General features: G+C 41.9%; 21 protein-coding genes. 18 read left to right on the top strand and 3 right to left on the bottom strand.

The genetic code is table 11. From position 1 onward, the window contains the following. Positions 1 to 11: 11 nt before the first annotated feature. From QYC40_RS13965 to QYC40_RS13910, 12 genes are all read left to right on the top strand, one after another. A complete protein-coding gene (locus tag QYC40_RS13965) occupies positions 12 to 2,138 on the top strand; it encodes a penicillin-binding protein (protein ID WP_301990741.1) in 2,127 nt (708 codons plus the stop codon). Between the two features lies 1 nt (position 2,139). After that, entirely contained in the window at positions 2,140 to 3,597 is a 1,458-nt protein-coding gene (locus QYC40_RS13960; RefSeq protein WP_301990740.1) for a UDP-N-acetylmuramoyl-L-alanyl-D-glutamate--2,6-diaminopimelate ligase, read from the top strand. A gap of 5 nt (positions 3,598 to 3,602) precedes the next feature. Continuing rightward, complete coding sequence (gene mraY, locus QYC40_RS13955) at positions 3,603 to 4,847, top strand: phospho-N-acetylmuramoyl-pentapeptide-transferase (RefSeq protein WP_301990739.1); 1,245 nt, start codon at positions 3,603 to 3,605, stop codon at positions 4,845 to 4,847. A gap of 10 nt (positions 4,848 to 4,857) precedes the next feature. After that, entirely contained in the window at positions 4,858 to 6,231 is a 1,374-nt protein-coding gene (gene murD / locus QYC40_RS13950) for a UDP-N-acetylmuramoyl-L-alanine--D-glutamate ligase (RefSeq protein ID WP_301990738.1), read from the top strand. A gap of 17 nt (positions 6,232 to 6,248) precedes the next feature. Continuing rightward, the gene (locus QYC40_RS13945; protein WP_301990737.1) at positions 6,249 to 7,448 is read left to right on the top strand and encodes an FtsW/RodA/SpoVE family cell cycle protein; all 1,200 of its coding nucleotides are present in this window, start codon (positions 6,249 to 6,251) and stop codon (positions 7,446 to 7,448) included. 4 nt (positions 7,449 to 7,452) lie between these two features. Beyond that, entirely contained in the window at positions 7,453 to 8,553 is a 1,101-nt protein-coding gene (gene murG, locus QYC40_RS13940; protein ID WP_301990736.1) for an undecaprenyldiphospho-muramoylpentapeptide beta-N-acetylglucosaminyltransferase, read from the top strand. A gap of 2 nt (positions 8,554 to 8,555) precedes the next feature. After that, a complete protein-coding gene (murC, locus tag QYC40_RS13935) occupies positions 8,556 to 9,911 on the top strand; it encodes a UDP-N-acetylmuramate--L-alanine ligase (RefSeq protein WP_301990735.1) in 1,356 nt (451 codons plus the stop codon). Beyond that, positions 9,904 to 10,731, top strand: a complete 828-nt coding sequence (locus tag QYC40_RS13930; protein WP_301990734.1) for a cell division protein FtsQ/DivIB — start codon at positions 9,904 to 9,906, stop codon at positions 10,729 to 10,731. The genes murC and QYC40_RS13930 overlap by 8 nt, the downstream gene beginning before the upstream one ends. Positions 10,732 to 10,770: 39 nt before the next feature. Further along, positions 10,771 to 12,153 carry a cell division protein FtsA gene (ftsA, locus tag QYC40_RS13925; RefSeq protein WP_301990733.1) on the top strand — a complete coding sequence of 461 codons (1,383 nt, stop codon included), beginning with the start codon at positions 10,771 to 10,773 and terminating at the stop codon, positions 12,151 to 12,153. Between the two features lie 140 nt (positions 12,154 to 12,293). After that, complete coding sequence (gene ftsZ / locus QYC40_RS13920; protein WP_301990732.1) at positions 12,294 to 13,997, top strand: cell division protein FtsZ; 1,704 nt, start codon at positions 12,294 to 12,296, stop codon at positions 13,995 to 13,997. 206 nt (positions 13,998 to 14,203) lie between these two features. After that, positions 14,204 to 14,389, top strand: a complete 186-nt coding sequence (locus tag QYC40_RS13915; RefSeq protein ID WP_149525106.1) for a histone H1 — start codon at positions 14,204 to 14,206, stop codon at positions 14,387 to 14,389. A gap of 76 nt (positions 14,390 to 14,465) precedes the next feature. After that, a complete protein-coding gene (locus QYC40_RS13910; protein WP_301990731.1) occupies positions 14,466 to 15,605 on the top strand; it encodes a sugar phosphate isomerase/epimerase in 1,140 nt (379 codons plus the stop codon). A gap of 39 nt (positions 15,606 to 15,644) precedes the next feature. Here QYC40_RS13910 and QYC40_RS13905 read toward each other — a convergent pair whose 3' ends face one another. After that, positions 15,645 to 16,289: a response regulator transcription factor gene (locus QYC40_RS13905; protein WP_301990730.1), complete on the bottom strand. Its 645-nt coding sequence runs from the start codon at positions 16,287 to 16,289 to the stop codon at positions 15,645 to 15,647. A gap of 353 nt (positions 16,290 to 16,642) precedes the next feature. Between QYC40_RS13905 and mscL the strand changes: the two genes are divergently transcribed. The 5 genes from mscL to tsaB all read left to right on the top strand — a co-directional run bounded on the left by mscL (position 16,643) and on the right by tsaB (position 18,845). Then, on the top strand, positions 16,643 to 17,050 hold the full coding sequence (gene mscL, locus QYC40_RS13900) for a large-conductance mechanosensitive channel protein MscL (protein ID WP_301990729.1): 408 nt from the start codon (positions 16,643 to 16,645) through the stop codon (positions 17,048 to 17,050). Between the two features lie 233 nt (positions 17,051 to 17,283). After that, complete coding sequence (gene rpmH, locus QYC40_RS13895; RefSeq protein ID WP_301990728.1) at positions 17,284 to 17,442, top strand: 50S ribosomal protein L34; 159 nt, start codon at positions 17,284 to 17,286, stop codon at positions 17,440 to 17,442. 39 nt (positions 17,443 to 17,481) lie between these two features. Next, positions 17,482 to 17,910 (top strand): ribonuclease P protein component, encoded by a 429-nt coding sequence (locus QYC40_RS13890; protein ID WP_367652282.1) that lies wholly within the window; start codon positions 17,482 to 17,484, stop codon positions 17,908 to 17,910. Further along, positions 17,873 to 18,127, top strand: a complete 255-nt coding sequence (gene yidD, locus QYC40_RS13885; RefSeq protein WP_301990726.1) for a membrane protein insertion efficiency factor YidD — start codon at positions 17,873 to 17,875, stop codon at positions 18,125 to 18,127. Before QYC40_RS13890 ends, yidD begins: the two co-directional genes overlap by 38 nt. Before the next feature lie 7 nt (positions 18,128 to 18,134). After that, complete coding sequence (tsaB, locus tag QYC40_RS13880) at positions 18,135 to 18,845, top strand: tRNA (adenosine(37)-N6)-threonylcarbamoyltransferase complex dimerization subunit type 1 TsaB (protein WP_301990725.1); 711 nt, start codon at positions 18,135 to 18,137, stop codon at positions 18,843 to 18,845. Here tsaB and QYC40_RS13875 read toward each other — a convergent pair. After that, positions 18,840 to 19,745 carry a CorA family divalent cation transporter gene (locus QYC40_RS13875; protein WP_301990724.1) on the bottom strand — a complete coding sequence of 302 codons (906 nt, stop codon included), beginning with the start codon at positions 19,743 to 19,745 and terminating at the stop codon, positions 18,840 to 18,842. The genes tsaB and QYC40_RS13875 overlap by 6 nt on opposite strands. A 501-nt stretch (positions 19,746 to 20,246) precedes the next feature. Further along, positions 20,247 to 20,855, bottom strand: a complete 609-nt coding sequence (locus QYC40_RS13870; protein ID WP_301990723.1) for an OmpH family outer membrane protein — start codon at positions 20,853 to 20,855, stop codon at positions 20,247 to 20,249. 211 nt (positions 20,856 to 21,066) lie between these two features. On the opposite strand from QYC40_RS13870, the gene gyrB reads away from it, so the two are divergent. Continuing rightward, a complete protein-coding gene (gene gyrB, locus QYC40_RS13865) occupies positions 21,067 to 23,025 on the top strand; it encodes a DNA topoisomerase (ATP-hydrolyzing) subunit B (RefSeq protein ID WP_301990722.1) in 1,959 nt (652 codons plus the stop codon). The last annotated feature ends 21 nt before the right edge of the window (positions 23,026 to 23,046 follow it).

Genomic DNA, 23,046 nt, shown 5'->3' with positions numbered 1-23,046 from the left:
AGAACCATTACATGAATATTAGGAAATCCATATTGATTAGGGTGTACCTGGCGTTCGGGCTAATGGTATTTGGTGCCCTATTGGTTTTCGGAAAGCTCTTGCATTTACAGTATGTGGATGGTGACCGTTGGAGAGCAATCGCTGATAGTTTGACTATTCGCGAGCGTGTTGTTGAAGCGGCTCGTGGAAATATTTATTCAAACGACGGCAGCTTATTAGCGACCTCAGTACCTGAATACGACATTCGATTTGATGCAATGGCGATTCCTGCAGAGGAGAACGATGTATTCAATGCTCGTGTCGACTCTTTGGCTATTCAATTGGCGAAATTCTTCGGTGATAAGTCGTCTAGACAATACTTGGGTCAACTGAAAGAAGCGCGTGCCAAGAAACAGCGCTACATGTTGATTAAGCGAGCGGTCTCGCATCAACAGTTAAAGGCATTGAAGCAATTTCCTTTATTAAAAGGGTTTAAAGAAAATAAGAAACGCTATTCCAGTAGTTTGATAGCGGTGCGCGAGAACAAGCGCATTTTGCCGTTTACTAATCTTGCGGCTCGTACCATAGGTTATAAAAATACCAAAGGCGATACCGTTCGTGTGGGCTTAGAGGGTGCATTCGGAGATTATATCGAAGGACGTAGTGGTGTACAATTAATGCAGCGTATTGCAGGTGGTGTTTGGATACCGGTGAACAGAGAGATGGAAGTTGCTCCGACCGACGGTTCGGATATTATCGCGACCATCGATGTTAACATGCAGGATATGGCGCAGCGCGCATTGGAGAAACAATTGATCCAAAGCAATGCGGATAACGGCTGTGTGATCCTAATGGAAGTGAATACCGGTGAAGTTCGTGCGATTGCCAATTTCACACGTGATACTGAAGGCGTTTATAGAGAAAAATTTAACTATGCGATCGCGCAAGGTGCGGATCCAGGCTCAACATTTAAGATTGCATCTTACTTAGTGGCTTTGGATGATGGGGTTATCGACACGAATACGATTGTTGATATTGGCAATGGTACCTACAAAGTGCCGAGCCATACGATTCGCGATTCGCATCCGCCGAAGAAATCTAGAGTAACCGCAAAAGAAGCGTTCGAAGAGTCATCGAATGTGGGTGTTGCCAAGTTGATTAATCAGCATTATGGTAGCAACCCTGCAAAATATACTGGTAAACTGCATAAGTGGGGCTTAAATGATCCACTAGGCTTGCAGATTCCTGGAGAAGGCAAGCCTTGGGTTAAGATGCCGGATAGCCGCTCATGGAGCAAGTTGTCTTTGGTGCAGATGGCTTATGGTTACGAATTAAAATTGACTCCGTTACAGACTTTGACATTGGTGAATGGTGTAGCGAACAATGGACGTTTATTAGCTCCTTTGTTTGTTAAGGAAATTCAACATTTGGGGAATACGGTGCGCAAGTTTGATGCTCGCGTTATCAATAAACAAATGGCTTCAGAAGATGCTATCCGCAAGATGCAGAAGATGATGGAAGGGGTGATGACAGAAGGAACAGGTAAGCGCTTGCGTAGCCCTTTGTACAGTTCGGCAGGTAAAACAGGTACTGCACAGATGGCAGACGGATCGAGAGGATATGGCGCTCGTCGCTATCAATCATCCTTCGTGGGTTATTTCCCTGCGGAAAATCCGAAGTACTCGATGATCGTCGTTATCCGAAACCCTAGAAATGGTTATTACGGAGGGTCTGTTGCCGGTCCGGTGTTTCGCGAGTTAGCGGACATGGTTTATGCGAACGACCTGTCGTTGCATAGTACATTAGATAAGCGCCAAGTAAATTTCAAAGGGACTAAAGTTCCATATACATTGAAAGGTTCGAAGGATGCTACCGCAAAGGTTTACCAGCTGTTGGGTATTCAATCCGTGAATTGGAATGCGATCGTGCAATCGGATTCAGGAGCGAACAGCACGAATGCCCTGCCATTTACGAGCGCAGAGTTTAAAGAAGGTGTTGTTCCGGATGTCAAAGGTATGGGCTTGGTAGATGCCATCTTTGCGATGGAGAATGCAGGCTTCAAGACCACTGTACGTGGAAAAGGAAAAGTTTTTAATCAATCATTAGCTGCCGGACAGCGTTTGAAGTCGGGTACTAAGGTGTTAATTGAATTACACTAATATGTTGTTAAAAGAATTGTTACATGCTATCCCGGTAAAGGATTACCAAGGCTCGCTCGATACAGCGGTGACTTCGGTATGTCTGGACTCAAGAAAAGCACAGGCAGGTTCAGCTTTTGTAGCAGTTCGAGGGCATCAAACCGATGGTCATTTGTTTATCGCAAAGGCTGTTGAGTTAGGCGCAAGTGTAGTGTTATTGGAAGAATATCCTGCGGAAATTGCCGAAGGAGTAACTTATATATTGGTTGATGATTCTTCCTTTGCATTAGGCGTTTTTGCGGCGAATTTTTATGGCAACCCGTCCAAAGATTTAAAATTAGTTGGGGTTACAGGTACGAATGGCAAGACGACGGTGGCAACTTTGTTGTTCAACCTGTTCACGAAGCTGGGTTATCATGTAGGCTTGTTATCAACGGTTCAAAATCAGATCGGCGATCGCATTGTTCCTGCTACACATACCACACCAGATCCTATCTCTCTGAACGCATTATTGCGCGAGATGCTGGATGATGGCTGCGACTATTGTTTCATGGAGGTGAGTTCGCATGCGGTTGTTCAACAACGTATTGCAGGATTGCGCTTTGCGGGTGGAATTTTCACAAATATCACGCACGATCACTTAGATTTTCACGGCACTTTTGCCAACTATATTAAGGCAAAGAAGAAATTCTTTGACGACTTAGATCGCTATGCTTTCGCATTGACCAACATCGATGATAAGAATGGCGTCGTGATGCTTCAAAATACATTTGCACATCGTAAAACTTACGGTCTGCATCAGATGGCTGATTTCAAGGCTAAGATTTTGGAGAGTCATTTAGATGGCATGTTGTTGCAGATTGACAGCCAGGAGCTATGGGTGAAGTTGGTTGGGCATTTCAATGCCTACAACTTGTTAGCGGTTTACGGTGCTGCCATTTTATTGGAACAAGAAACCATGAAGGTTCTAACGGCTTTGAGCGAGATTTCTGGTGCAGAGGGACGTTTTGAAACCGTTCGTTCGAACAATGGGATTGTGGCTATCGTGGATTATGCACATACACCGGATGCAGTAGAGAATGTACTGGAGACGATTCTTGATTTGAGAAAGCAAGGTCAACAGGTATTGACGGTATTAGGCTGTGGGGGCGATCGCGATAAAACAAAGCGCCCGGAGATGGCGGAAGTTGCTGCTCGAATGAGCGACAAGGTGATTTTGACATCGGATAATCCACGTTCGGAAGATCCGGTACAGATTATCAGAGATATGGAAGCGGGCTTACCGGCGGAGAAGAAGAAAAATGTATTCTCGATAACCGACCGAAGAGAAGCAATTCGCGCGGCGGTTCACTTAGCACAACCGGGAGATGTTATCCTCGTTGCGGGCAAAGGACACGAGAAATATCAAGAGATCAATGGCGTGAAGAATCACTTTGACGACCGTGAGGAATTAGAAAATATATTTAACGAGATCAATTAGAGAGGATGTTATATTATTTATTTACTTGGCTTAATGAACATGTTCATATTCCGGGAGCTGGATTGTTCCAGTATATCTCATTCCGGACGGCCATGGCAGTTATTGTTTCGTTAATTATTACGACGGTATTCGGTAGTCGTTTGATTCGTTTGCTTCATCAGAAGCAAGTAGGCGAAACAATTCGCGATTTAGGTTTGGAAGGCGAGAAGAAGAAGCAAGGAACACCAACGATGGGTGGATTGATCATTATCGCTGGTATCCTGATTCCAACCTTACTGTTCGCGAAGCTGGATAATATCTATGTCATCTTAATGATCATCACAACCGTATGGATGGGTGCCATTGGATTCTTAGATGATTACATCAAAGTATTCCGTAAGAATAAAGAAGGATTAGCGGGCCGTTTTAAAGTGATCGGTCAGATTGGTTTAGGAGTTTTGATTGCGATTACAATGTACTTCCATCCGGACATCGTGGTTCGTCAGCAAGTGACCAACCCGACTTCTTCCAAACCAGTTGAAGTGGTTATCAACCCCTCAACAGGCGAAAAGATATATGCAGAAAATGTAAAGTCGACCAAGACGAATATTCCTTTTTATAAGAATAATGAGTTTGACTATTCGAAAGTCTTAGACTTTTTGGGCGTGAATAACCCTTGGGTCACTTTTATGGTTTTCTTGGTAGTCGTGGTCTTTATTGTTACGGCGGTTTCGAACGGTGCCAATATAACGGACGGGATAGATGGGCTAGCGACGGGAACCTCGGCAATTATGGGGATTACCCTGGCGATTTTAGCCTATGTATCCGGTAACATCATTTTCTCGGATTACCTGAATATCATGTATATCCCGAACTCGAGTGAGCTGGTAATTTTTGCTGGTGCTTTTATCGGTGCATGTACAGGCTTCCTTTGGTACAATGCTTATCCTGCGCAGGTGTTCATGGGCGATACAGGAAGTTTGGCCATCGGCGGTATAATTGCGGCTTTTGCAATCTTGATCCGTAAGGAGCTGTTGATTCCGGTATTATGTGGGGTTTTCTTAATCGAGAATCTATCGGTGATTCTTCAGGTGTCTTATTTCAAATTCACGAAGAAGAAATACGGTGAGGGCAGACGTATCTTTTTGATGTCGCCATTACATCACCACTACCAAAAGAAAGGATATCATGAATCGAAGATCGTGACGCGGTTTGTTATTCTGTCGATTATCCTGGCGATTTTGACCATAGTTACGTTGAAAGTTAGATAAAAATAAAGAGATGTCAAATATAGCACATACCTATTATCCACAATCTGGCCGCCTAGTAATCCTAGGTGCGGGCGAGAGTGGCGTAGGGGCTGCAATTTTAGGTAAGGATAAGGGTTTTGATGTATTTGTTTCCGATATGGGGCAGATCGCTGATTCTTACAAGCAGATCTTGGAAAAAGAGCAAATCTCTTTTGAAGAGGGTAAGCACAGTGAGGAACTGATATTGAATGCTGATTTGCTAGTGAAGAGCCCGGGTATTCCGGAGAAGGCTCCATTGATCAAACAGTTACGTTCTTTAAATAAGCCATTGATCTCGGAGATTGAGTTTGCTGCGCAATACACCGATGCAAAATTATATTGCATTACGGGTTCTAACGGCAAGACGACAACCACCATGCTAACTTATACGCTGTTGAAAAATGCAGGATTGGATGTTGGCTTGGCAGGAAATATCGGTAACAGTTTCGCTTTACAAGTAGCTCGCGATCCGCATGCCTGTTATGTATTGGAGATTTCCAGCTTTATGTTGGATGATATGTATCATTTCCGTGCAGATGTCGCTGTCATCTTAAATATTACGCCCGATCATTTAGATCGCTACGACTATAAGATGGAGAATTATGTGGCTTCTAAATTTAGAATGCTGCAGAACCAACGCGAGACGGATTACTTCATTTACTGTTTAGATGATCCGGAAACAGTAGCGGCATTGGATAAGCATCCTACAAAGGCTATTCATTTGCCATTTACACAGGATCAAGCATTGACTCAGGGGGCTTTTGTTGATGCGGAGAACAATTTGAACATTTTAGTACCTAATAGAGAAGTTTTTACCATGAATATTGAAGAATTATCGTTACAGGGCAAGCACAATGTTTACAATAACAGTGCGGCGGGATTGATTGCAAAAGTTCAAGAATTGCGCAATCAGTCGATGAAGGAGAGTATGGGATCCTTTGTAAATATTGAACACAGACTAGAGCATGTGGCTAGCGTTGGTGGCGTGAATTATATCAATGATTCAAAGGCAACAAACGTAAACTCGGTATGGTATGCCTTGGAGAGTTTCTCTACAGACATCGTTTTGATTATGGGTGGTGTGGATAAAGGCAATGATTACGATATGTTGCGCGATTTAGTAAAGTCAAAGGTAAAAGCGATTATCTGTATTGGTAAAGATACTGGTCGCATTCATGAGGCTTTTGAGGATGATACGGATGTGATCGTTAATTCAGCGTCGATGTCTGATGCGGTTCAGATTGCTTCTCATCTTGCGAAAAAAGGAGATACAGTCTTGTTGTCGCCTGCTTGTGCAAGCTTTGATTGGTTCAAGAACTACGAAGAGCGTGGTGATAAATTTAAGGAAGCTGTAATGGCTTTATAAAAATAGAAGGGGGATCTATGGAATACATTTTTTCTAAACTAAAAGGCGATAAGTGGATCTGGATCATTGTGATCTTGTTATCCATTTGGTCACTACTAGCAGTTTACAGTTCTGTAGGTACTTTGGCTTATAAAGAAGGCAAAGGTACCGAGATGTATCTGTTCAAGCACCTTTTTATCGTTGTGGCGGGCTTAGGATTAATGTACTTATCGCACAAGTTAGATTACCGCTATTATGCTGGAATATCCAAACTGTTGATGTTGATCACGATTCCATTGTTGCTTTACACGTTGATGTTTGGTAGCAAGGTGAATGAGGCGAGTCGTTGGTTGACTATTCCGATCATTAATCAGACCTTCCAAACGTCGGATTTAGCAAAACTTGCCTTGATTACTTTCTTGGCGCGTATGCTGTCGAGAAAGCAGGAAGAAATTAAAGACGTTAAAAAGTCGTTCATCCCTATCATGGGCGCCGTTTGTGCGGTATTCGTATTAATTGCCTTAGCAAACTTATCGACCGCATTGATGCTGTTTGGTGTAAGTGTTCTATTGCTGATGATTGGGCGTATCGACTTTAAACAGATTGCAGTGGTATGTCTGGGCGGAGCGGTGTTGCTGACACTGGTTATGCTATTAGGACCACGTCGCGGTACCTATATTAGTCGTATTCAGGGTTTCTTCCAAACGGAGGAGGTTCATGAGTCGAAAGGTTCATTTCAGGAGGATAAAAACTTCCAGGCGAACAACGCGAAGATTGCAATTGCAACAGGAGAGATGTTCGGAAAAGGTATCGGTAATTCAGTTCAACGTAACGTATTGCCTCACCCATATTCGGATTTCATCTTCGCGATTATTATTGAAGAGTATGGCACGATAGGAGGTGCAGTATTGCTGTTCCTATATATTGCCTTGATGTATCGATGCATCCGAATCGTGACTTTAAGTCCGCGAGCCTTCGGGGCCTTTTTGGCAGCAGGCTTGGGCTTCAGTTTGACGATACAGGCGTTGGCCAATATGGCTGTTGCGGTAGGGCTTGGCCCGGTAACGGGTGTTCCATTACCCTTGGTCAGTATGGGAGGAACGTCGATTTTGTTTACGAGTGTGGCCTTAGGGATTATCCTAAGTGTGAGCCGTAACATTGAAGAGTTGAAGCATAAAGAAGAATTAGACGTAGTTAAAAAGCCAGCTGCTCGTAAGGTGGTAGTGGGTACTATATAAATATATGGCGCATAAAGTAATCATAAGTGGAGGCGGCACGGGAGGACATATTTTCCCGGCGATTGCGATTGCGAATGCTTTGAAGCAATTGGCGCCCGACACGGAGATTTTATTTGTTGGTGCAGAGGGCAAGATGGAGATGGAGCGTGTGCCAGCAGCAGGATATGAGATTGTAGGTTTGGATATCGTCGGTATCAACCGCCAATCTTTATTGAAAAACTTAGCGCTTCCATTCAAAATGCTAAAGAGTCTTTTGAAAGCGCGCAGCGTTCTTAAACAGTTTAACGCCGAAGTGGCAATTGGTGTTGGCGGTTATGCATCGGGTCCATTATTGATGATGGCCAATATGATGGGTTTACCGACAATTATCCAGGAGCAGAACTCTTATGCCGGAGTGACCAACAAGAAGTTGGGCGCAAAAGCAAAGAAGATCTGTGTTGCGTACGAGGGTATGGATCGTTTCTTTCCAGCCGAGCGCATTCTGTTGACCGGTAATCCTATTCGTAAGTCTTCCGTGGCGATTGAGAATAAGCGCGAGGAAGCAATCAATGCCTTTGCATTGGATATGAATAAGAAGACCATTTTGGTTACCGGTGGTAGCTTAGGCGCCTTGACATTGAACGATTGTATCAAAGCGGGTATTCCGCAATTTGTTGCGGCAGGCGTTCAGGTGATTTGGCAATGTGGTGGTTACTACTATGAGAAACTAAAAGAGGAGCTAGGCGACTCGCTTCCCGAAGAGATCAAATTGATGGCCTTCGTAGACCGTATGGACTATGCGTATGCGGCGGCAGATGTGATCGTGGGACGTGCAGGTGCTGGTACTATTTCCGAGTTATGTGTAGTTGGAAAGCCAGTAGTATTGGTTCCTTCACCGAATGTTTCGGATGATCATCAGACGAAAAATGCGATGGCATTAGTCAGCAAAGACGCGGCTATCATGGTGAAAGACAATGAGGCACGTGAGGTTTTGGTCAGCACGCTATTAAGCTTGCTGAATGATGAACCGAAGATGCAGGCTTTAGGCGATGCGATCAATAAACTGGCATTAGCAGATGCTGATGTGGTGATTGCACAAGAAGTATTGAATTTAATAAGAAAGTAAAGATGAATATCGACAAGATTAAACGAGTTTATTTATTGGGTATCGGTGGTATCGGTATGAGCGGTCTTGCTCGTTATTTTAGTCGCTTAGGTTGTGAGGTTGCGGGCTATGATCGTACGTCGACAGAGTTGACCAGAACATTAGAGGAAGAGGGGATGCCGATTATTTATACAGATGATGTGGCGGCAGTGCCAGCATCGTTTGACTCGGCAGGTGAAGATACCTTAATCATCTTTACACCAGCTATTCCTGCAGATTTAGCTTTGAAGTCACATTTCATTAAAGCGGGTCATGAGCTGTATAAACGCTCTCAGGTATTAGGTTTTATTTCAGCAAGTCGTTTCACGATTGCTGTTGCAGGCACGCATGGCAAGACAACAACGTCGACCATGGTTGCTCATATATTGAAAGATAGTGGTTATGACTGTTCTGCTTTCTTAGGCGGAATCAGTACGAACTACCAAAATAACGTTTTGTTCGGCGATAATAACGTCGTGGTTGTTGAAGCGGATGAGTATGATCGTTCATTTTTGACGCTGCATCCGAATATTGCGATCGTGACATCTGCGGATGCTGATCACTTGGATATCTACGGCGAGGCGAGCAAGCTTCAGGAGTCTTTCCAGATGTTTTTGGATCGCGTGGTAGAGGATGGCCAAAAGATCGTAAGAAAAGGATTGCCATTTGCGGCAGATATCAACTATGCTCGTGAAGAAGTTTGCGATGCATACGCGGAGAACGTTGTTGTTAAAGATGGCGAGTTCTATTTTGATTATCACTCGGAAGATTTGACGATCAAGGATATTCATCTAGGTATTCCGGGATTGCATAATGTAGAGAATGCGGTTGCTGCGATTACTGTTGCAAAGCTATTAGGAATTGCTGCTCCGAAGATCGTTCATGCATTGTCGACATTCGCAGGCGTGAAGCGTCGTTTTGAATATATTTTTAAATCGCCAGAGCATATTTACATCGATGACTATGCGCATCATCCAGAGGAGTTGCGTGCATTTTTGACATCAATGAAGAAGCTTTATCCGAATAAGAAATTAACGGTTGTATTTCAGCCGCACTTGTTCACCCGTACGCGTGACTTCGTCGATGGCTTCGCAGAGGTTTTAGCTTTAGCAGATGAGCTGTTGTTGATGGAGATCTATCCAGCACGTGAATTGCCGATTCCGGGAGTGGATTCGCAATGGTTGTTGGAAAAGGTTCGCTTAGAAAACAAGCGTTTGGTAAGTCCGGAAGAAGTATTGGCGATTGTAAAAGCCGAAAGTCCGGAGTTGGTTGTAACTGTGGGAGCAGGAGATATTGATAAGTTGGTTAAACCGATTAAAGAAGTGTTGACAAATGCTTAATAAAATTAGAAACATACAGTGGCGCCAAGTAGGCTACTTTTTCCTAGGAATTGCATCCTTGGTTGGAGTCGGTATGTTGATGAGCCTGGTATCGAAGAAAGATCAGGTGCAGGTATGTACATCACTGAAGGTTTTAGTAGAGGGTAAAGAGACGTTCATCGATCAGCAGGATATTTCCTCGATGATTCAAGACAAGTTTGGTCGTGTTGTGGGTAAGAATCTGAATGAAATTCCATTGCAGAAGATCGAGAACGAGTTGAAGAAATCGCCTTACGTATCGGAAGCGGATGTGCATATGGACATGGATGGAACGATGCAGGTGCAGGTTATGCAGCGCGAGGTTGTACTTCGTGTCATCAATCAGATGGGGCAGGAGTATTATGTAGACTCCAAGAACAAAAAGATTCCGGTGACCTTGAAATATGTTCCGCATGTGATGGTTGCGAACGGAAATATCAAAGAAGGTTATAAGAAAGCTTTGGAGCCTGTACAATCTTCGCTAGTCAAAGATCTAGTAAATGTTGTTGAGCATACTAAGCATGACGAACTATGGAGCAACCAAATCGTACAGCTCTTTGTCAACAGCGATCGCGATATAGAGATTGTTCCTCGTGTTGGTGAGCAAGCCTTGATTATCGGAAGCGCCGATTCATTGGATTATAAATTGAATCGATTGACGACCTTCTATAAGCATATTATGCCAAGAGTGGGGACTGGCGCCTATAGCAAAGTGAATGTGAAATATGGCGGCCAAATTATTTGCGAGCGCAATGGTGATTGGTTCATCGATAGCTTGCAGATGAAAATGAATAAGAAGTAAACAGAAAGAATTAATAACATACAGCATCAAACACAGCATATGAAACCTAGAATTGTAGAAAATGAAAAAGAGAATCCAATTATTGTTGGATTGGACATCGGAACAACAAAGATTTGTGTAACCGTTGGTCGTCGTAGTGGGGTCAATAAGGTGGAGCTTTTAGGTGTCGGCAAGGCTGAATCCGCAGGTGTTAACCGTGGGGTAGTAGCAAATATCCAGAAAACGGTTACAAGTATTCGTGAGGCCGTTGCCGTAGCGGAAGGGCAATCAAACGTAGACATCAAGGTTGTCAACGTGGGTATTGCGGGTCAGCACATTAAAAGTATTCAACACCGTGGTATCTTAACCAAGAACGATGATGATGAAATCGGACGTTTAGATATTGAGCGTTTGATCTCGGACATGTATAAGTTGGTTTTGCCTCCGGGAGAGGAGATTATCCACGTGTTGCCTCAGGAGTTTACTATTGACAACGAACCTGGTATCAAAGAACCTATCGGTATGGCTGGCCGTCGTGTGGAAGCAAATTTCCATATTATCTCCGGTCGTGTTACTGACATCAAAAACATTAAGCGTTGTGTAGACAATTCAGATCTGGAAGTTTCAGAATTGATCTTAGAACCTCTTGCATCATCCGAAGCTGTGTTGGATGAAGAGGAAAAAACGGCAGGTGTGGTGTTAGTTGATATCGGTGGTGGTACAACAGACGTAGCGATCTTCCACGAGGGTATTATCCGTCATACAGCGGTAATTCCATTGGGTGGTAATATCGTTACAGAAGATATCCGTCAGGGATGTTCTGTATTGCGCAATCAAGCAGAGCAATTGAAAGTACGTTACGGTTCTGCATTAGCTGACGAAAACAAAGATAACGAGGTGATCTGTGTACCTGGTATCCGCGGTCGTGAAGCAAAAGAAATCTCTGTAAAGAATCTAGCTTATATCATCCAAGCTAGAATGGAAGAGATCATCGAGCATGTTTACTACGAGATTAAATCTTCAGGTTATGAAGATAAATTGATTGCAGGTATTGTTATTACAGGTGGTGGTGCGCAATTGAAACACTTAGTTCAATTAGTTGAATATATCACAGGAATTGATTGCCGTATCGGATATCCGAATGAGTATTTAGCAAAAACAGAGATGTTGAATAAACAAGCCTTTGACGAGTTGAAGAGCCCATTGTATGCAACGGGTATCGGACTGTTGATTAAAGGTATTCAGTCGATTGAAGAGGAGGAGATGCGCAACGAAGAAAAAGTAATTAAAAAAGCTCCTCAAACAAAAGAAAAAGCGAAGGAAGGCGTTAAAGAAATAGCGGAGGGACAATCAAAAAAGGAAGGTTGGTTGACGCGATTCTTAGGCGATTGGATCAAGGATGGCGCCGATATCGACGATGATACATTCATCGGAAAGAAATAATTTTCCACATCGTTCAATTTTTCCACATTTTAACAAATGTGGAAAACTGTTGTTAAGATTTTGGTAATATTACATTAGAATTGTTGAGTCAAATTGCGATAACGTAATTGCTTGAGGAAGAATTAAATAGGATAACATATATGTCGATACAATTTGAAATGTTAAAGGAGAATTCATCAATTATCAAGGTAATTGGTGTTGGTGGTGGCGGTGGGAATGCCGTAAATCACATGTATAAGCAAGGGATTTCTGGTGTAGACTTCATCGTTTGTAATACAGATGCGCAAGCATTGGAGCTGAGCCCGATTCCAAATAAGGTTCAATTAGGCGCGAGCTTAACTGAAGGTATGGGGGCAGGTGCTGACCCAGATGTTGGTGAGAACTCAGCAATCGAGAGTATTGAGGATATCAAACGCATGTTAGGTACCAATACAAAGATGCTTTTCATCACTGCTGGTATGGGTGGCGGTACAGGTACTGGAGCAAGTCCGGTATTAGCGAAGGCTGCGAAAGAATTAGGAATTCTAACCGTTGCTATTATTACTACTCCATTTACGTTCGAAGGTAAAAGACGTCGTATGCAAGCTGAGGAAGGGCTTGGCGAACTACGTAAATATGTGGACTCTTATTTAGTTATTTCGAATGATCGCTTACGTGAGATCTTCGGTAACTTGACCATGACAGCTGCATTTGCGAAAGCAGATGATATTTTAACAACAGCTGCAAAAGGTATTGCAGAGATCATTACCATTCCAGGATATGTGAACGTCGATTTCAAAGACGTGCGCACAGTAATGAATGATAGTGGTGTGGCAATCATGGGTAATGCCATCGCAACTGGTGAACAACGTGCATTAGACGCTGTTACTGGTGCTTTAGCATCGCCATTATTAAAAGATAATGAAATTGAAGGTGCTCGTTATATCTTGTTAAATATTACTTCCGGAAAACGCGAGGTAACTATGGACGAGGTTGCTATTGTTACAGATTACATTCAGGAGAAAGCTGGTTTATCCGCTGACTTAATCTGGGGTAACTGTATCGATGAGAACTACGACGAAGAACTTTCTGTTACGATTATAGCTACAGGTTTCCAAACATCAGAAGAGCGCGTTAAGGAGAAAGAAAAAGAGAAGATTGCTATTCCCTTAACACCAGAAGTTCAAACTTCTGCTTTTGTAAAACCTGTTTCTCAGAATCAATTTGCTGAACGTCCTGCTGTTGATCAAAGTGCTTTTGTAAAGCCTTCTCAACCGGTAGAGAACCCTTCGGCACAACCTCCGCAAGATCTATTCTCTAATAAAACGGTGACTAGTCCTAGTACAGCTGCTGTGGCTGAAAACAGTGACAAGATCATTCGTCATACCTTAGAGTTTGATAATGCTTCAGAGGTCGAAGAAGTTGAAGAAGATTCAAATCCACACGGTTTCGAATTAAAAACTACGCCATCATTATTCGAGTTCAAATTGCCAACGGTATTTGATGCTTACAAACCGGCAGAAGAGCAAGAAGAAGAGGCGCCTATTTCTGCAGAAGCACTTGAACAGTTTCCTGTTGCTGAAGTAGAATTGGAAGAAGCGAAGAAAGAAGAGATCAATTTCGAAGATCAATTATTGAAAACGAAAGAGCGTATCTTACGTTTGAAAGAGTTGAGCATGAAATTAAAGTCTTCCAATGGACTTCAAGAATTAGAGAATGAGCCTGCTTACAAAAGAAAGCAGAAGACTTTAGAAGATGTTCCACATTCTTCGCAGTCGCAAGTGTCTCGTTTCACTTTATCGTTCGACGATGGAGAAACTGAAATCAGACCAAACAACTCGTTCCTACACGACAACGTTGATTAATCTTATCCTATTTAATAAAAAAGGGTGGCCTGCGAAGGTCACCTTTTTTTTGTCCTAGGCTGTTTATTTTTAACTGCCATCAAGAACGTTGATGCCTTTAAATGGTTTCATGGAAACATGAAAGTTTTGTTTTAACATTTTGATTCTTCAAAAAAGATGTTAATTTTAAGCTAGTTACTAAATATAAACACATAAATCTAACAGTTATGGCAAGTATTGATAAATTCAAAGAATTAAAATCTCTTATTGACGGTTTGGAAGGAGATGCAGAAAAGTTCTTCTCTAAAGGCAATAGCGCTGCAGGTACGCGCGTGAGAAAAGGTCTTCAAGACATTAAAACGCTATCGCAGTCGCTGCGTCTAGGAATTCAAGATTTAAAGAATAAGAAATAAGCTTTTCTTCGAGTCTCGTTACATTCTAAGCCCGTCAGGGCTTTTTTACTGCCTAAATTTTGATAACTTCAACGCTATGAAATCAATACAAAACCCGATATGGTTGATGAGCTCGGCCTATGATAAATTAAATCAAACAGAATTGTTAGAAGTTGCTCGCGCCAATGGTGCGCAGGGTGTCGATCTTTGCGTGTTCCGGAAGGATGGCACTAGAGAGGATCACACAGCAACGCACTTAGACTATGAAGGGTTTGGACCCGAACAGGCGAAAGCTACCCTAGAGCGCTTTAATACGATGGGATTGAGGCTGTCTTTAGGCGCCTTCGAGAATATGATCGGCGGCGATGAAGTCGAACGCGTAAAAAACCAAAATCACTTATTAAAACTTATTCGGATTGCGCACCTGTTGGGTGGCGATGAGAACGACGTCAAAGTAGGAACTTTCGTCGGATATAACCATACTTTAGGAAACGAGATTGATGGCTTCCAAAAGAACTTAGACGAGTATAAGCGAATCTTTGGACCGATCATTAAATATGCCGAGGACCTGGGGGTAACAGTGGTATATGAAAACTGCCCGATGGAGGGCTGGCGTTCTTCGCGCTATTCAAGTACATACAATAATTTGCCTGCCGTTCTGGCTGCTCGTAAGCTCATGTATGCAATGATTCCTAGCAAGGCGCATGGAGAGATCTATGACCCTTCGCATGATATATGGCAGAATGTAAACCCGGTTGATGTCATCAAAGCGATGGATATTAGCCGCCTAAAACGCATCCATGTAAAAACGACCAAGATGAACCACGGAAAAGCAAGAGTAGAGTGGGGAGGGATGTATCCCATGCAACATGTTGATGCGGAACTTGCAGCATCCGCCGGTGTGGCCATTCCGCAACACGATTGGGATAGACATCATTATACCGCCATGATGCCCGGCTTCGGTGGTACAGACGATATGGACTGGAATGCGTTTGTCGGAGCATTGCATGAGTTACAATTTAGCGGTCCGTTCGAAATTGAAAATGAGGCTAAGAATTCTAAAGATACGCAGAACATGGGGGCGATAAATCAAGGCGCAAAAGCTTGTATCAATTTCTTGGCGCCTCTTCTGTGGAATCTAAATGAAGATGGTTATACATTTAGGAATCAACAGGAATTAAAGATGGTAGATCGTAAAGATATACCGGTCGTGGATATGGCACAATTGCTTAGCTAGATACCCAAAAACGGCGGTAAAAATAAAGGAGTAGTTTAACTACTCCTTTTCTGCATGTATCTTAAACAGTGAAATCAAATCTGGTATATTATGCACATTTAATTTCTCGAATATTCTACTCTTATAGGTACTCACGGTCGAGGAACTTAAATTCAAACGACTGGAGACTTCAATAATTCCTAAGCCTTCAATAAGATGTCTTGCCACATCCATTTCGCGGTTAGACAATTTATACAACGGATTCAGGCTATCAATTTTAGATTTGCTGGTTGTTAGCTTTTGTACATAAAGATCCTTGATCGCATCTGACATGTACTTTCCGCGTTCGAAAATGCTGTTAATCGCATTTGTGAATTCCGTCATGCTAGTGGTCTTATTAACATATCCCGCAGCGCCCGCTTCAATATAACGTAGCGCGTAAAGGCTCTCATCGTAAGACGAAAATACCAAGATTTTAAGGTCAGACTGTATGTCCAATAATTCTTTGATTACTTTGATATTATTGCCCCCGGGCATATTGATATCGAGCAATAATAGGTCAAATCGGCTTTTTGATAATTTGTCATAGACCTCATCATAGGTTTCAGCATGTACAATTTCGGTGTTCTTTAGGGTTTCCTTAATGGCTGTAGATACTCCTAACCGAACAATGATGTGGTCATCAGCTATTAGTATTTTTTTCATGTATCTGCTGTTACTTTAGTAGACTTTGTTGTATTGTAATTTAATAAATTTGTCTAACAAAATCTCGAGCTCGAGTTTATTATTATGACGAAAAAATTATTTTAAAACGTAAATATCTTAAGGTCATTTAATGACTAAGACTATATATTTACGCTATAAATATAACGGTTTCTCTGATATTTGTTTATCATATGTTGTATTTATTTTTCAATTTGCCAATAATTCTATCGAATATCTACTATATATTCTAAAAAATATTTTAGATTGTGGTGTTAAAGCATTTTTTTTGCGTTTGTTAAAGCGTTGGCTTAGGAATTGGCCGGCAATTTTCGCACTAAAACAAAAATAAAATTATGGGGTTTTTTAAAGAATTTAGAGAGTTTGCCATGCGTGGCAGCGTAATCGACTTAGCAGTCGGTGTGGTTATCGGTGGAGCGTTCGGGAAGATCGTTACTGCCCTAGTTGATAAAATCATTATGCCGCCAATCGGGATGTTAACCGGTGGTATCGATTTCTCAAGCTTAAAATATGTGTTGAAAGAGGCTAACCCGGCAGCAGGCGTAGAAGAGGTTGCAATCGGTTATGGCGAATTCATCAACGTATTGATTCAATTTATCATTATTGCCTTCTGTATTTTCTTGGTGATCAAAGGCATCAATTCATTGAAACGTGAAGCGCCAGCAGCTCCAGAAGAAGCGCCGGCTCCTACAAAAGAAGAAGTATTGCTTACTGAAATTCGCGATATCTTAAGAAATAAATAAGATAGGATTCTATCGTAGAGCAGATTATAGAGACTAGAGGTCGAAATAATCTGCTTTTTTATTGGCTATTTCCCCTTCCTAATGGCGCTCAGGAACTTCTGAGTGTTGTTTTTCATTGAAAGTTTTATTAATTATTATTTCAGTGTTGCGGAATTGTGAAATAAACTTTATTTTTGCATTCCTCTTCGGAGGGAGAAATTGAATCAAAGTATTAAAACAAGCATAAAAGCGTCATGAAGAGAACATTCCAACCTTCACAAAGAAAAAGAAGAAATAAACACGGTTTCAGAGAGCGTATGAGCTCTGCAAATGGTAGAAGAGTATTAGCTTCTCGTAGAGCTAAAGGTAGAAAACGTCTTACTGTTTCTGACGAAGGTCGTCACAAAGGGTAATCTATTCGGTCTCCGGTGATCCACGAGCCGAGCGCTAATATGCCGGATCTATTCATCGAGATGAAGAAATATACATTTTCAAAAGAAGAACGATTATGCAGCAAAAGGTTAATTGACGGCCTTTTCCATAATGGTTCTTCTTTTGTTGTGTATCCCTATCGCGTGATATTTTCGCGCACTGAAGTCGCACTACCTTTCCCGGTTCAAGTAATTACCTCCGTTTCTAAACGCCGTTTTAAACATGCTGTCACACGTAATCGCCTAAAAAGGTTGATACGTGAGTGCTATCGTTTAGAAAAACATAATCTTTATGATTATTTGAACCAACATTCCCTACATTTGTTATTAGCTATACAATACATCGGTAAAGAGGAGATACCTTTTACTGATCTTCATCATAAAATGAAGTTGTTGCTAGAAAAACTATCACATGAACTTGCTGCGTCTACTTTGGGAAAAAGGAATTAAGCTGCCCCTGCAATGGGTGTTCTTAATTATCATCCGCTTCTATCAGCTTTTTATCTCACCCTTTCTGGGGGCTAACTGTCGGTATACGCCGACCTGCTCGCAATATGGCAAGGAGGCAATTATGAAGCATGGACCTTTCAAAGGAGGCTGGTTAACGATTAAACGTATTGTAAGCTGTAATCCATGGGGTGGCCATGGCCACGACCCTGTTCCTTAAAATTACTATGTCAGATATTTATATCCTTTCAATAGAAACAGCAACTCCGCTGTGCTCAGTGTCTTTAGCAAAAAACGGTGTAACGCTACATGAAATAGTGGGCGAGGAGGCCAACATGCATGCTTCATCCCTTACCTTGTTTATTGAATCCCTGCTTCAAGAAACTTCTTTGACGATGAATGATCTTTCGGCTGTCGCTGTGAGTAAGGGGCCAGGATCATACACGGGATTGCGAATCGGCGTGTCTGCGGCCAAAGGACTGTGCTATGCCTTAGATATACCTATGATTGCTAATAATACCTTAGACGCTATGTATCGCGGTTTTATGGCAGGTTCTCCCCAAGTATCAGACAAGACATTGCTGCTTCCGATGATTGATGCTCGACGTCAGGAAGTGTACACGCAGGTATTAACTGGCGAAGGTCAAATTATCGAGTCTACAAAAGCGTTGATTGTTGATGCAGGAATTTTTGATAGCTATTTAGCAGATGGACATCACCTCATCTTTTTCGGTTCAGGAGCAGACAAATTTGACGAGCAGTTCAAAGAAAATGCCTCCATTCAAGTTGCATTGGGCTTCGATGCCAAGGCAAGTTTTCAAGATGCACTAGCTTACGAAAAATTCCAAGCTGGAGATTTTGAAGATGTCGCTTATTTTGAACCTTACTACCTGAAAGATTTCATGGTAACTGCGCCGAAGAAATCGCCCCTGTTATAGCCAGCGTTTTCTTTTGAACCAGATATAGATAATGATCGATAGAATGGCCATACCAGCCATTACAGCGGCGTATCCATAATACCATTCGAGTTCTGGCATGTGCTTAAAGTTCATGCCATAGACACCCACAATAAAAGTTAGCGGCATAAAGAAGACCGAGATAATGGTCAGTGTCCGCATGATTTCGTTGGTATGATTGGACTCAATGTTAAAATAAATCGACAGCAATTGTGCGGTATTTTCACCAATATTCCGATAAAGCGTATTCGTCCTGGAATACAGATCCCTCAAATCTTGTGTATAGATATTCTGGTATTCCGGCATATGGAAATACTCAACGATATCCTTATAGAAGGTTAGAATAATTCGGATAAGGTCAATCTGCCGCTTCAGGTAGTATAACTTGCGTAAGAATGGTTTTCTACGGTTGTGCAGAAAAACAATTTCCTCATAAAGGTCAAGCTTTGTTGCCAAGCTATTGACCACCAAATTTTCAAACGATTTGATAGACAGCGATACCAAGGTATTGATCAGACTTTTGCTCGACTTAAAGCGCTTATTGCTTTTATCCATATCAATGAGCTCCTGCAAAACAGGGATATCATAGCGGTGGGCAGTGATAACGAAATCCTCATCATAAAAAATAGAAATCCTATTCGTTACTTCAATCAGATGATCGGAGTTTTCAGGAAAGTTTTCAGCGATAAAACGGATAATGAGGAAATGATAGCTATCAAACTCTTCAATCTTCGGAAGATGCCCCGTTTCCAAACAATCTTTGATCGATGCATCATTTAGACTGTAACGGTCTTTTAAATCTGCAAAATCTTCGATAGCAGGATTGCTGATATCAAACCAATCAAATCCATGTTGTGCCTTGCTCAAAATCTGTTTTACCATAGTCAAATGTAGCAAATTGTTGGGTAAGTATTTAGTAGTTAGTATTTAGTATTAAGACATTAGACGTTTGTCTTGAACCAAGAAAGGAAGGATAAAAGGATTGACAGGGTGCATTGTCTTGAACCAGGAAAAAAAGGATAAAAGGATTGACAGGATCATGGTCATCTTAAAATCCTTCCTTTCTTGGTTCAAGACAAATCCTCTCCGTCACAACAACGACCCTTCATCTGCTTAAAACCCTTTCACTTCCCTTTCAAACCCAATGTATAACCCAATCAAACCCGCTTGGAAAGGGCTTTGATATGGGTTAGAATAGCCTCATGTTAAGTACTGATTTATCGCATGGTTGGTCCTGCCGCTATCTGGTCTAAAATCTAACGTCTCACATCTAACCTCTAAAAGTAGCCATAGGTCTAAATACTAACTACTAAATACTTACTACTAACCAAAAAAAGCCACTAACAAAGTTAGCGGCTTTTTTTGTTGCTAGGTTTTTCCAGCTTATTTCTTCTCTGAAGTCTGTGTAGCTTTATATTCGCTATTCAGCGCGTCGATTACAGTTTTTGTAATGTCAGATGCAGGATCAGCGTAAAGAACAGCAGGGTTAGTTTTCGAGTAAGTCAATACAAATTTGTAGCCTTTCTCTTCTGCGTGTTTCTTTAAGTAATCTGTTACTGTTGTATATACTTTAGTAAACTCAGTAGTTTCGTCTTGTGCGATAGACTGAGAAGCATTTTGATCTAGGCGTTGGATTTCTTGCTGACGTCTTACCAAGCGTTCTTCAGTAGCTTGACGATCTGTTGCGCTCATGGTAGCCGCCTTTTGTTGGTATTCAGCTACTTCGCGTTGGTAAGCTTGACCTTTTGCTTGCAAATCGTTTTGTGCTTTCTTTACTTTATTTTCAAGTTTCGTACGAATATCTTTAAAGTATTGGTATTGTTCAGAAAGGGAGTCAGAATTTACATAAACGATCTTCTCTTCTTTCGCTTCAGCGACAGCATTTGTTGTCGTCGTCGTTGCTGCTGGAGTTTTAGTTTCGCTTTGTTGGTTACAAGCCACTACCGATGCTGTAGCGATTAGGCCTAGGGTCAATTTTGCTATTTTATTCATTCTAATGTGTATTTCAATTTTATAAACGACAAACCTAAGATAAAAATTTTAAATATTCTAGTCGTTTAGGTTAAAAGCCGTTAAAAAACTATGTTGATATGTGCAAAAAAAGCGCCTGTTTTTGGGTTTGTTTTTAACGCTTTACGGTTTGATAATTAGCTTAAAATTTCGTATTTTTGAAAGTTAATCAACGTAATTTTAAGGTATTTTCATGAGCGAAGAAAATAAAAATGCATCTACGTATTCAGCAGACAATATTCAGGTATTAGAAGGTCTGGAAGCAGTGCGTAAGCGCCCTTCCATGTACATTGGTGATACCGGTGTTAAAGGTTTACATCACCTGGTATATGAGGTCGTAGATAACTCTATCGACGAAGCTGTTGCGGGATATTGTGATGATATCATTGTCACAATTTATCAAGATAATTCCATCTCTGTTAGCGATAATGGTCGTGGTATCCCTACGGGTATCAACAAGAAAGAAAATAAATCGGCTTTAGAGCTGGTGATGACGGTTTTGCACGCAGGGGGTAAATTCGATAAGGACACCTATAAAGTGTCTGGTGGTTTGCACGGGGTGGGTGTATCCTGTGTGAATGCTTTATCAACTAAATTACGTGCAGAAGTACATCGTGAAGGTAAGATCTTTGTGCAGGAATATGCACAAGGGAAGCCTCAGTTTGATGTCAAAGAAATCGGTACATCCGAGAAGAACGGAACAATCGTTACCTTTCATCCAGATCCCGAAATCTTTACGACCACTACGGTTTACAACTACGATACATTAGCGAACCGTTTGCGTGAGCTAGCGTTTTTGAATAAAGGAATCCGCTTGACGTTAATCGATGAGCGCGAAATTTTAGAGGATGGAAGCTTTAAGAAAGACGAGTTCTTCTCTGAAGGCGGCTTGCAGGAGTTTGTTAAATTCTTGGATGGTAACCGTCAATCTATTATCTCAGAACCAATTTATGTAGAGGGAATTAAGCAAGGCGTTCCTGTAGAACTTTCCTTCCAATATAATGATACCTATTCGGAGAATGTTCACTCCTATGTGAACAACATCAATACCATCGAAGGCGGATCTCACGTTGCTGGTTTCCGTCGCGGTCTGACACGTACGTTGAAGAAATATGCGGATGATTCTGGTTTATTGAAAAACCTGAAGGTCGATATTCAGGGGGATGACTTCCGCGAGGGGTTGACTGCCGTTATTTCCGTTAAGGTTGCAGAGCCTCAGTTCGAGGGACAAACTAAAACGAAATTAGGGAACTCCGAAGTAATGGGGGCGGTTGACGTAGCGGTGGGGGAGATTTTAAGTTCTTACTTAGAAGAGAACCCAAAAGAGGCTAAGTTAATTGTTCAGAAGGTAATCGTAGCGGCACAAGCACGTGCGGCTGCCCGCAAAGCGCGCGAATTAGTGCAGCGCAAAACGGTAATGGGTGGTTCAGGTCTTCCGGGTAAGTTGGCTGACTGTTCTAATAATGATCCGGCAAAATGTGAGCTGTTCCTTGTCGAGGGAGACTCGGCGGGTGGTACAGCGAAGCAAGGTCGCGACCGTATGTTTCAAGCGATTATGCCATTGCGTGGTAAGATTTTGAACGTGGAGAAAGCAATGGAACATAAGATCTATGAAAATGAGGAGATCAAGAATATGTTTACGGCGCTTGGTGTCAGCATTGGTACTGCCGAAGATTCGAAGGCATTGAATACGGACAAACTTCGTTACCATAAGATAATCATCATGACGGATGCCGATGTCGACGGTTCGCACATTGCAACCTTATTGTTGACATTCTATTTCCGTTACATGAAGGAATTGATCGAGCGTGGTTATGTGTACATAGCAACCCCGCCTTTATACATGGTTAAGAAAGGTAAGGAGTTTGAATATGCATGGACCGAAGACCAACGCTTAGCAGCAATTCAGCGCCTGAAAGGTGCCGGTAAAGAAGATAGCGTGCATGTTCAACGTTATAAAGGTCTTGGTGAGATGAATGCGGAACAGTTATGGGAGACAACAATGGATCCTGAAAGACGCACATTGCGCCAAGTTACCATTGAGAATGCGGCAGAAAGCGACCGTATCTTCTCTATGTTAATGGGCGATGAAGTAGCTCCGCGTAGAGAATTTATCGAGCGCAATGCTAAATACGCAAAAATTGATATTTAATTCAGATATTAGATAAACATG

It is taken from the genome of Sphingobacterium sp. BN32 (assembly GCF_030503615.1).
In the GTDB taxonomy this organism is placed as follows: Bacteria; Bacteroidota; Bacteroidia; order Sphingobacteriales; family Sphingobacteriaceae; genus Sphingobacterium.
This window is presented reverse-complemented; position numbering and strand designations above follow the sequence as displayed.

What these genes read in the sequence shown, in the direction of transcription:
- QYC40_RS13875 (WP_301990724.1), bottom strand. Translation starts at nt 19,745, where the DNA reads ATGGTAAAACAGATTTTGAGCAAGGCACAACATGGATTTGATTGGTTT.
- murG (WP_301990736.1), top strand. Translation starts at nt 7,453, where the DNA reads ATGGCGCATAAAGTAATCATAAGTGGAGGCGGCACGGGAGGACATATT.
- gyrB (WP_301990722.1), top strand. Translation starts at nt 21,067, where the DNA reads ATGAGCGAAGAAAATAAAAATGCATCTACGTATTCAGCAGACAATATT.
- ftsA (WP_301990733.1), top strand. Translation starts at nt 10,771, where the DNA reads ATGAAACCTAGAATTGTAGAAAATGAAAAAGAGAATCCAATTATTGTT.
- rpmH (WP_301990728.1), top strand. Translation starts at nt 17,284, where the DNA reads ATGAAGAGAACATTCCAACCTTCACAAAGAAAAAGAAGAAATAAACAC.
- yidD (WP_301990726.1), top strand. Translation starts at nt 17,873, where the DNA reads ATGAACTTGCTGCGTCTACTTTGGGAAAAAGGAATTAAGCTGCCCCTG.
- ftsZ (WP_301990732.1), top strand. Translation starts at nt 12,294, where the DNA reads ATGTCGATACAATTTGAAATGTTAAAGGAGAATTCATCAATTATCAAG.
- QYC40_RS13890 (WP_367652282.1), top strand. Translation starts at nt 17,482, where the DNA reads ATGCCGGATCTATTCATCGAGATGAAGAAATATACATTTTCAAAAGAA.
- QYC40_RS13960 (WP_301990740.1), top strand. Translation starts at nt 2,140, where the DNA reads ATGTTGTTAAAAGAATTGTTACATGCTATCCCGGTAAAGGATTACCAA.
- tsaB (WP_301990725.1), top strand. Translation starts at nt 18,135, where the DNA reads ATGTCAGATATTTATATCCTTTCAATAGAAACAGCAACTCCGCTGTGC.
- mraY (WP_301990739.1), top strand. Translation starts at nt 3,603, where the DNA reads ATGTTATATTATTTATTTACTTGGCTTAATGAACATGTTCATATTCCG.
- QYC40_RS13905 (WP_301990730.1), bottom strand. Translation starts at nt 16,289, where the DNA reads ATGAAAAAAATACTAATAGCTGATGACCACATCATTGTTCGGTTAGGA.
- murD (WP_301990738.1), top strand. Translation starts at nt 4,858, where the DNA reads ATGTCAAATATAGCACATACCTATTATCCACAATCTGGCCGCCTAGTA.
- QYC40_RS13965 (WP_301990741.1), top strand. Translation starts at nt 12, where the DNA reads ATGAATATTAGGAAATCCATATTGATTAGGGTGTACCTGGCGTTCGGG.
- mscL (WP_301990729.1), top strand. Translation starts at nt 16,643, where the DNA reads ATGGGGTTTTTTAAAGAATTTAGAGAGTTTGCCATGCGTGGCAGCGTA.
- murC (WP_301990735.1), top strand. Translation starts at nt 8,556, where the DNA reads ATGAATATCGACAAGATTAAACGAGTTTATTTATTGGGTATCGGTGGT.
- QYC40_RS13930 (WP_301990734.1), top strand. Translation starts at nt 9,904, where the DNA reads ATGCTTAATAAAATTAGAAACATACAGTGGCGCCAAGTAGGCTACTTT.
- QYC40_RS13915 (WP_149525106.1), top strand. Translation starts at nt 14,204, where the DNA reads ATGGCAAGTATTGATAAATTCAAAGAATTAAAATCTCTTATTGACGGT.
- QYC40_RS13945 (WP_301990737.1), top strand. Translation starts at nt 6,249, where the DNA reads ATGGAATACATTTTTTCTAAACTAAAAGGCGATAAGTGGATCTGGATC.
- QYC40_RS13870 (WP_301990723.1), bottom strand. Translation starts at nt 20,855, where the DNA reads ATGAATAAAATAGCAAAATTGACCCTAGGCCTAATCGCTACAGCATCG.
- QYC40_RS13910 (WP_301990731.1), top strand. Translation starts at nt 14,466, where the DNA reads ATGAAATCAATACAAAACCCGATATGGTTGATGAGCTCGGCCTATGAT.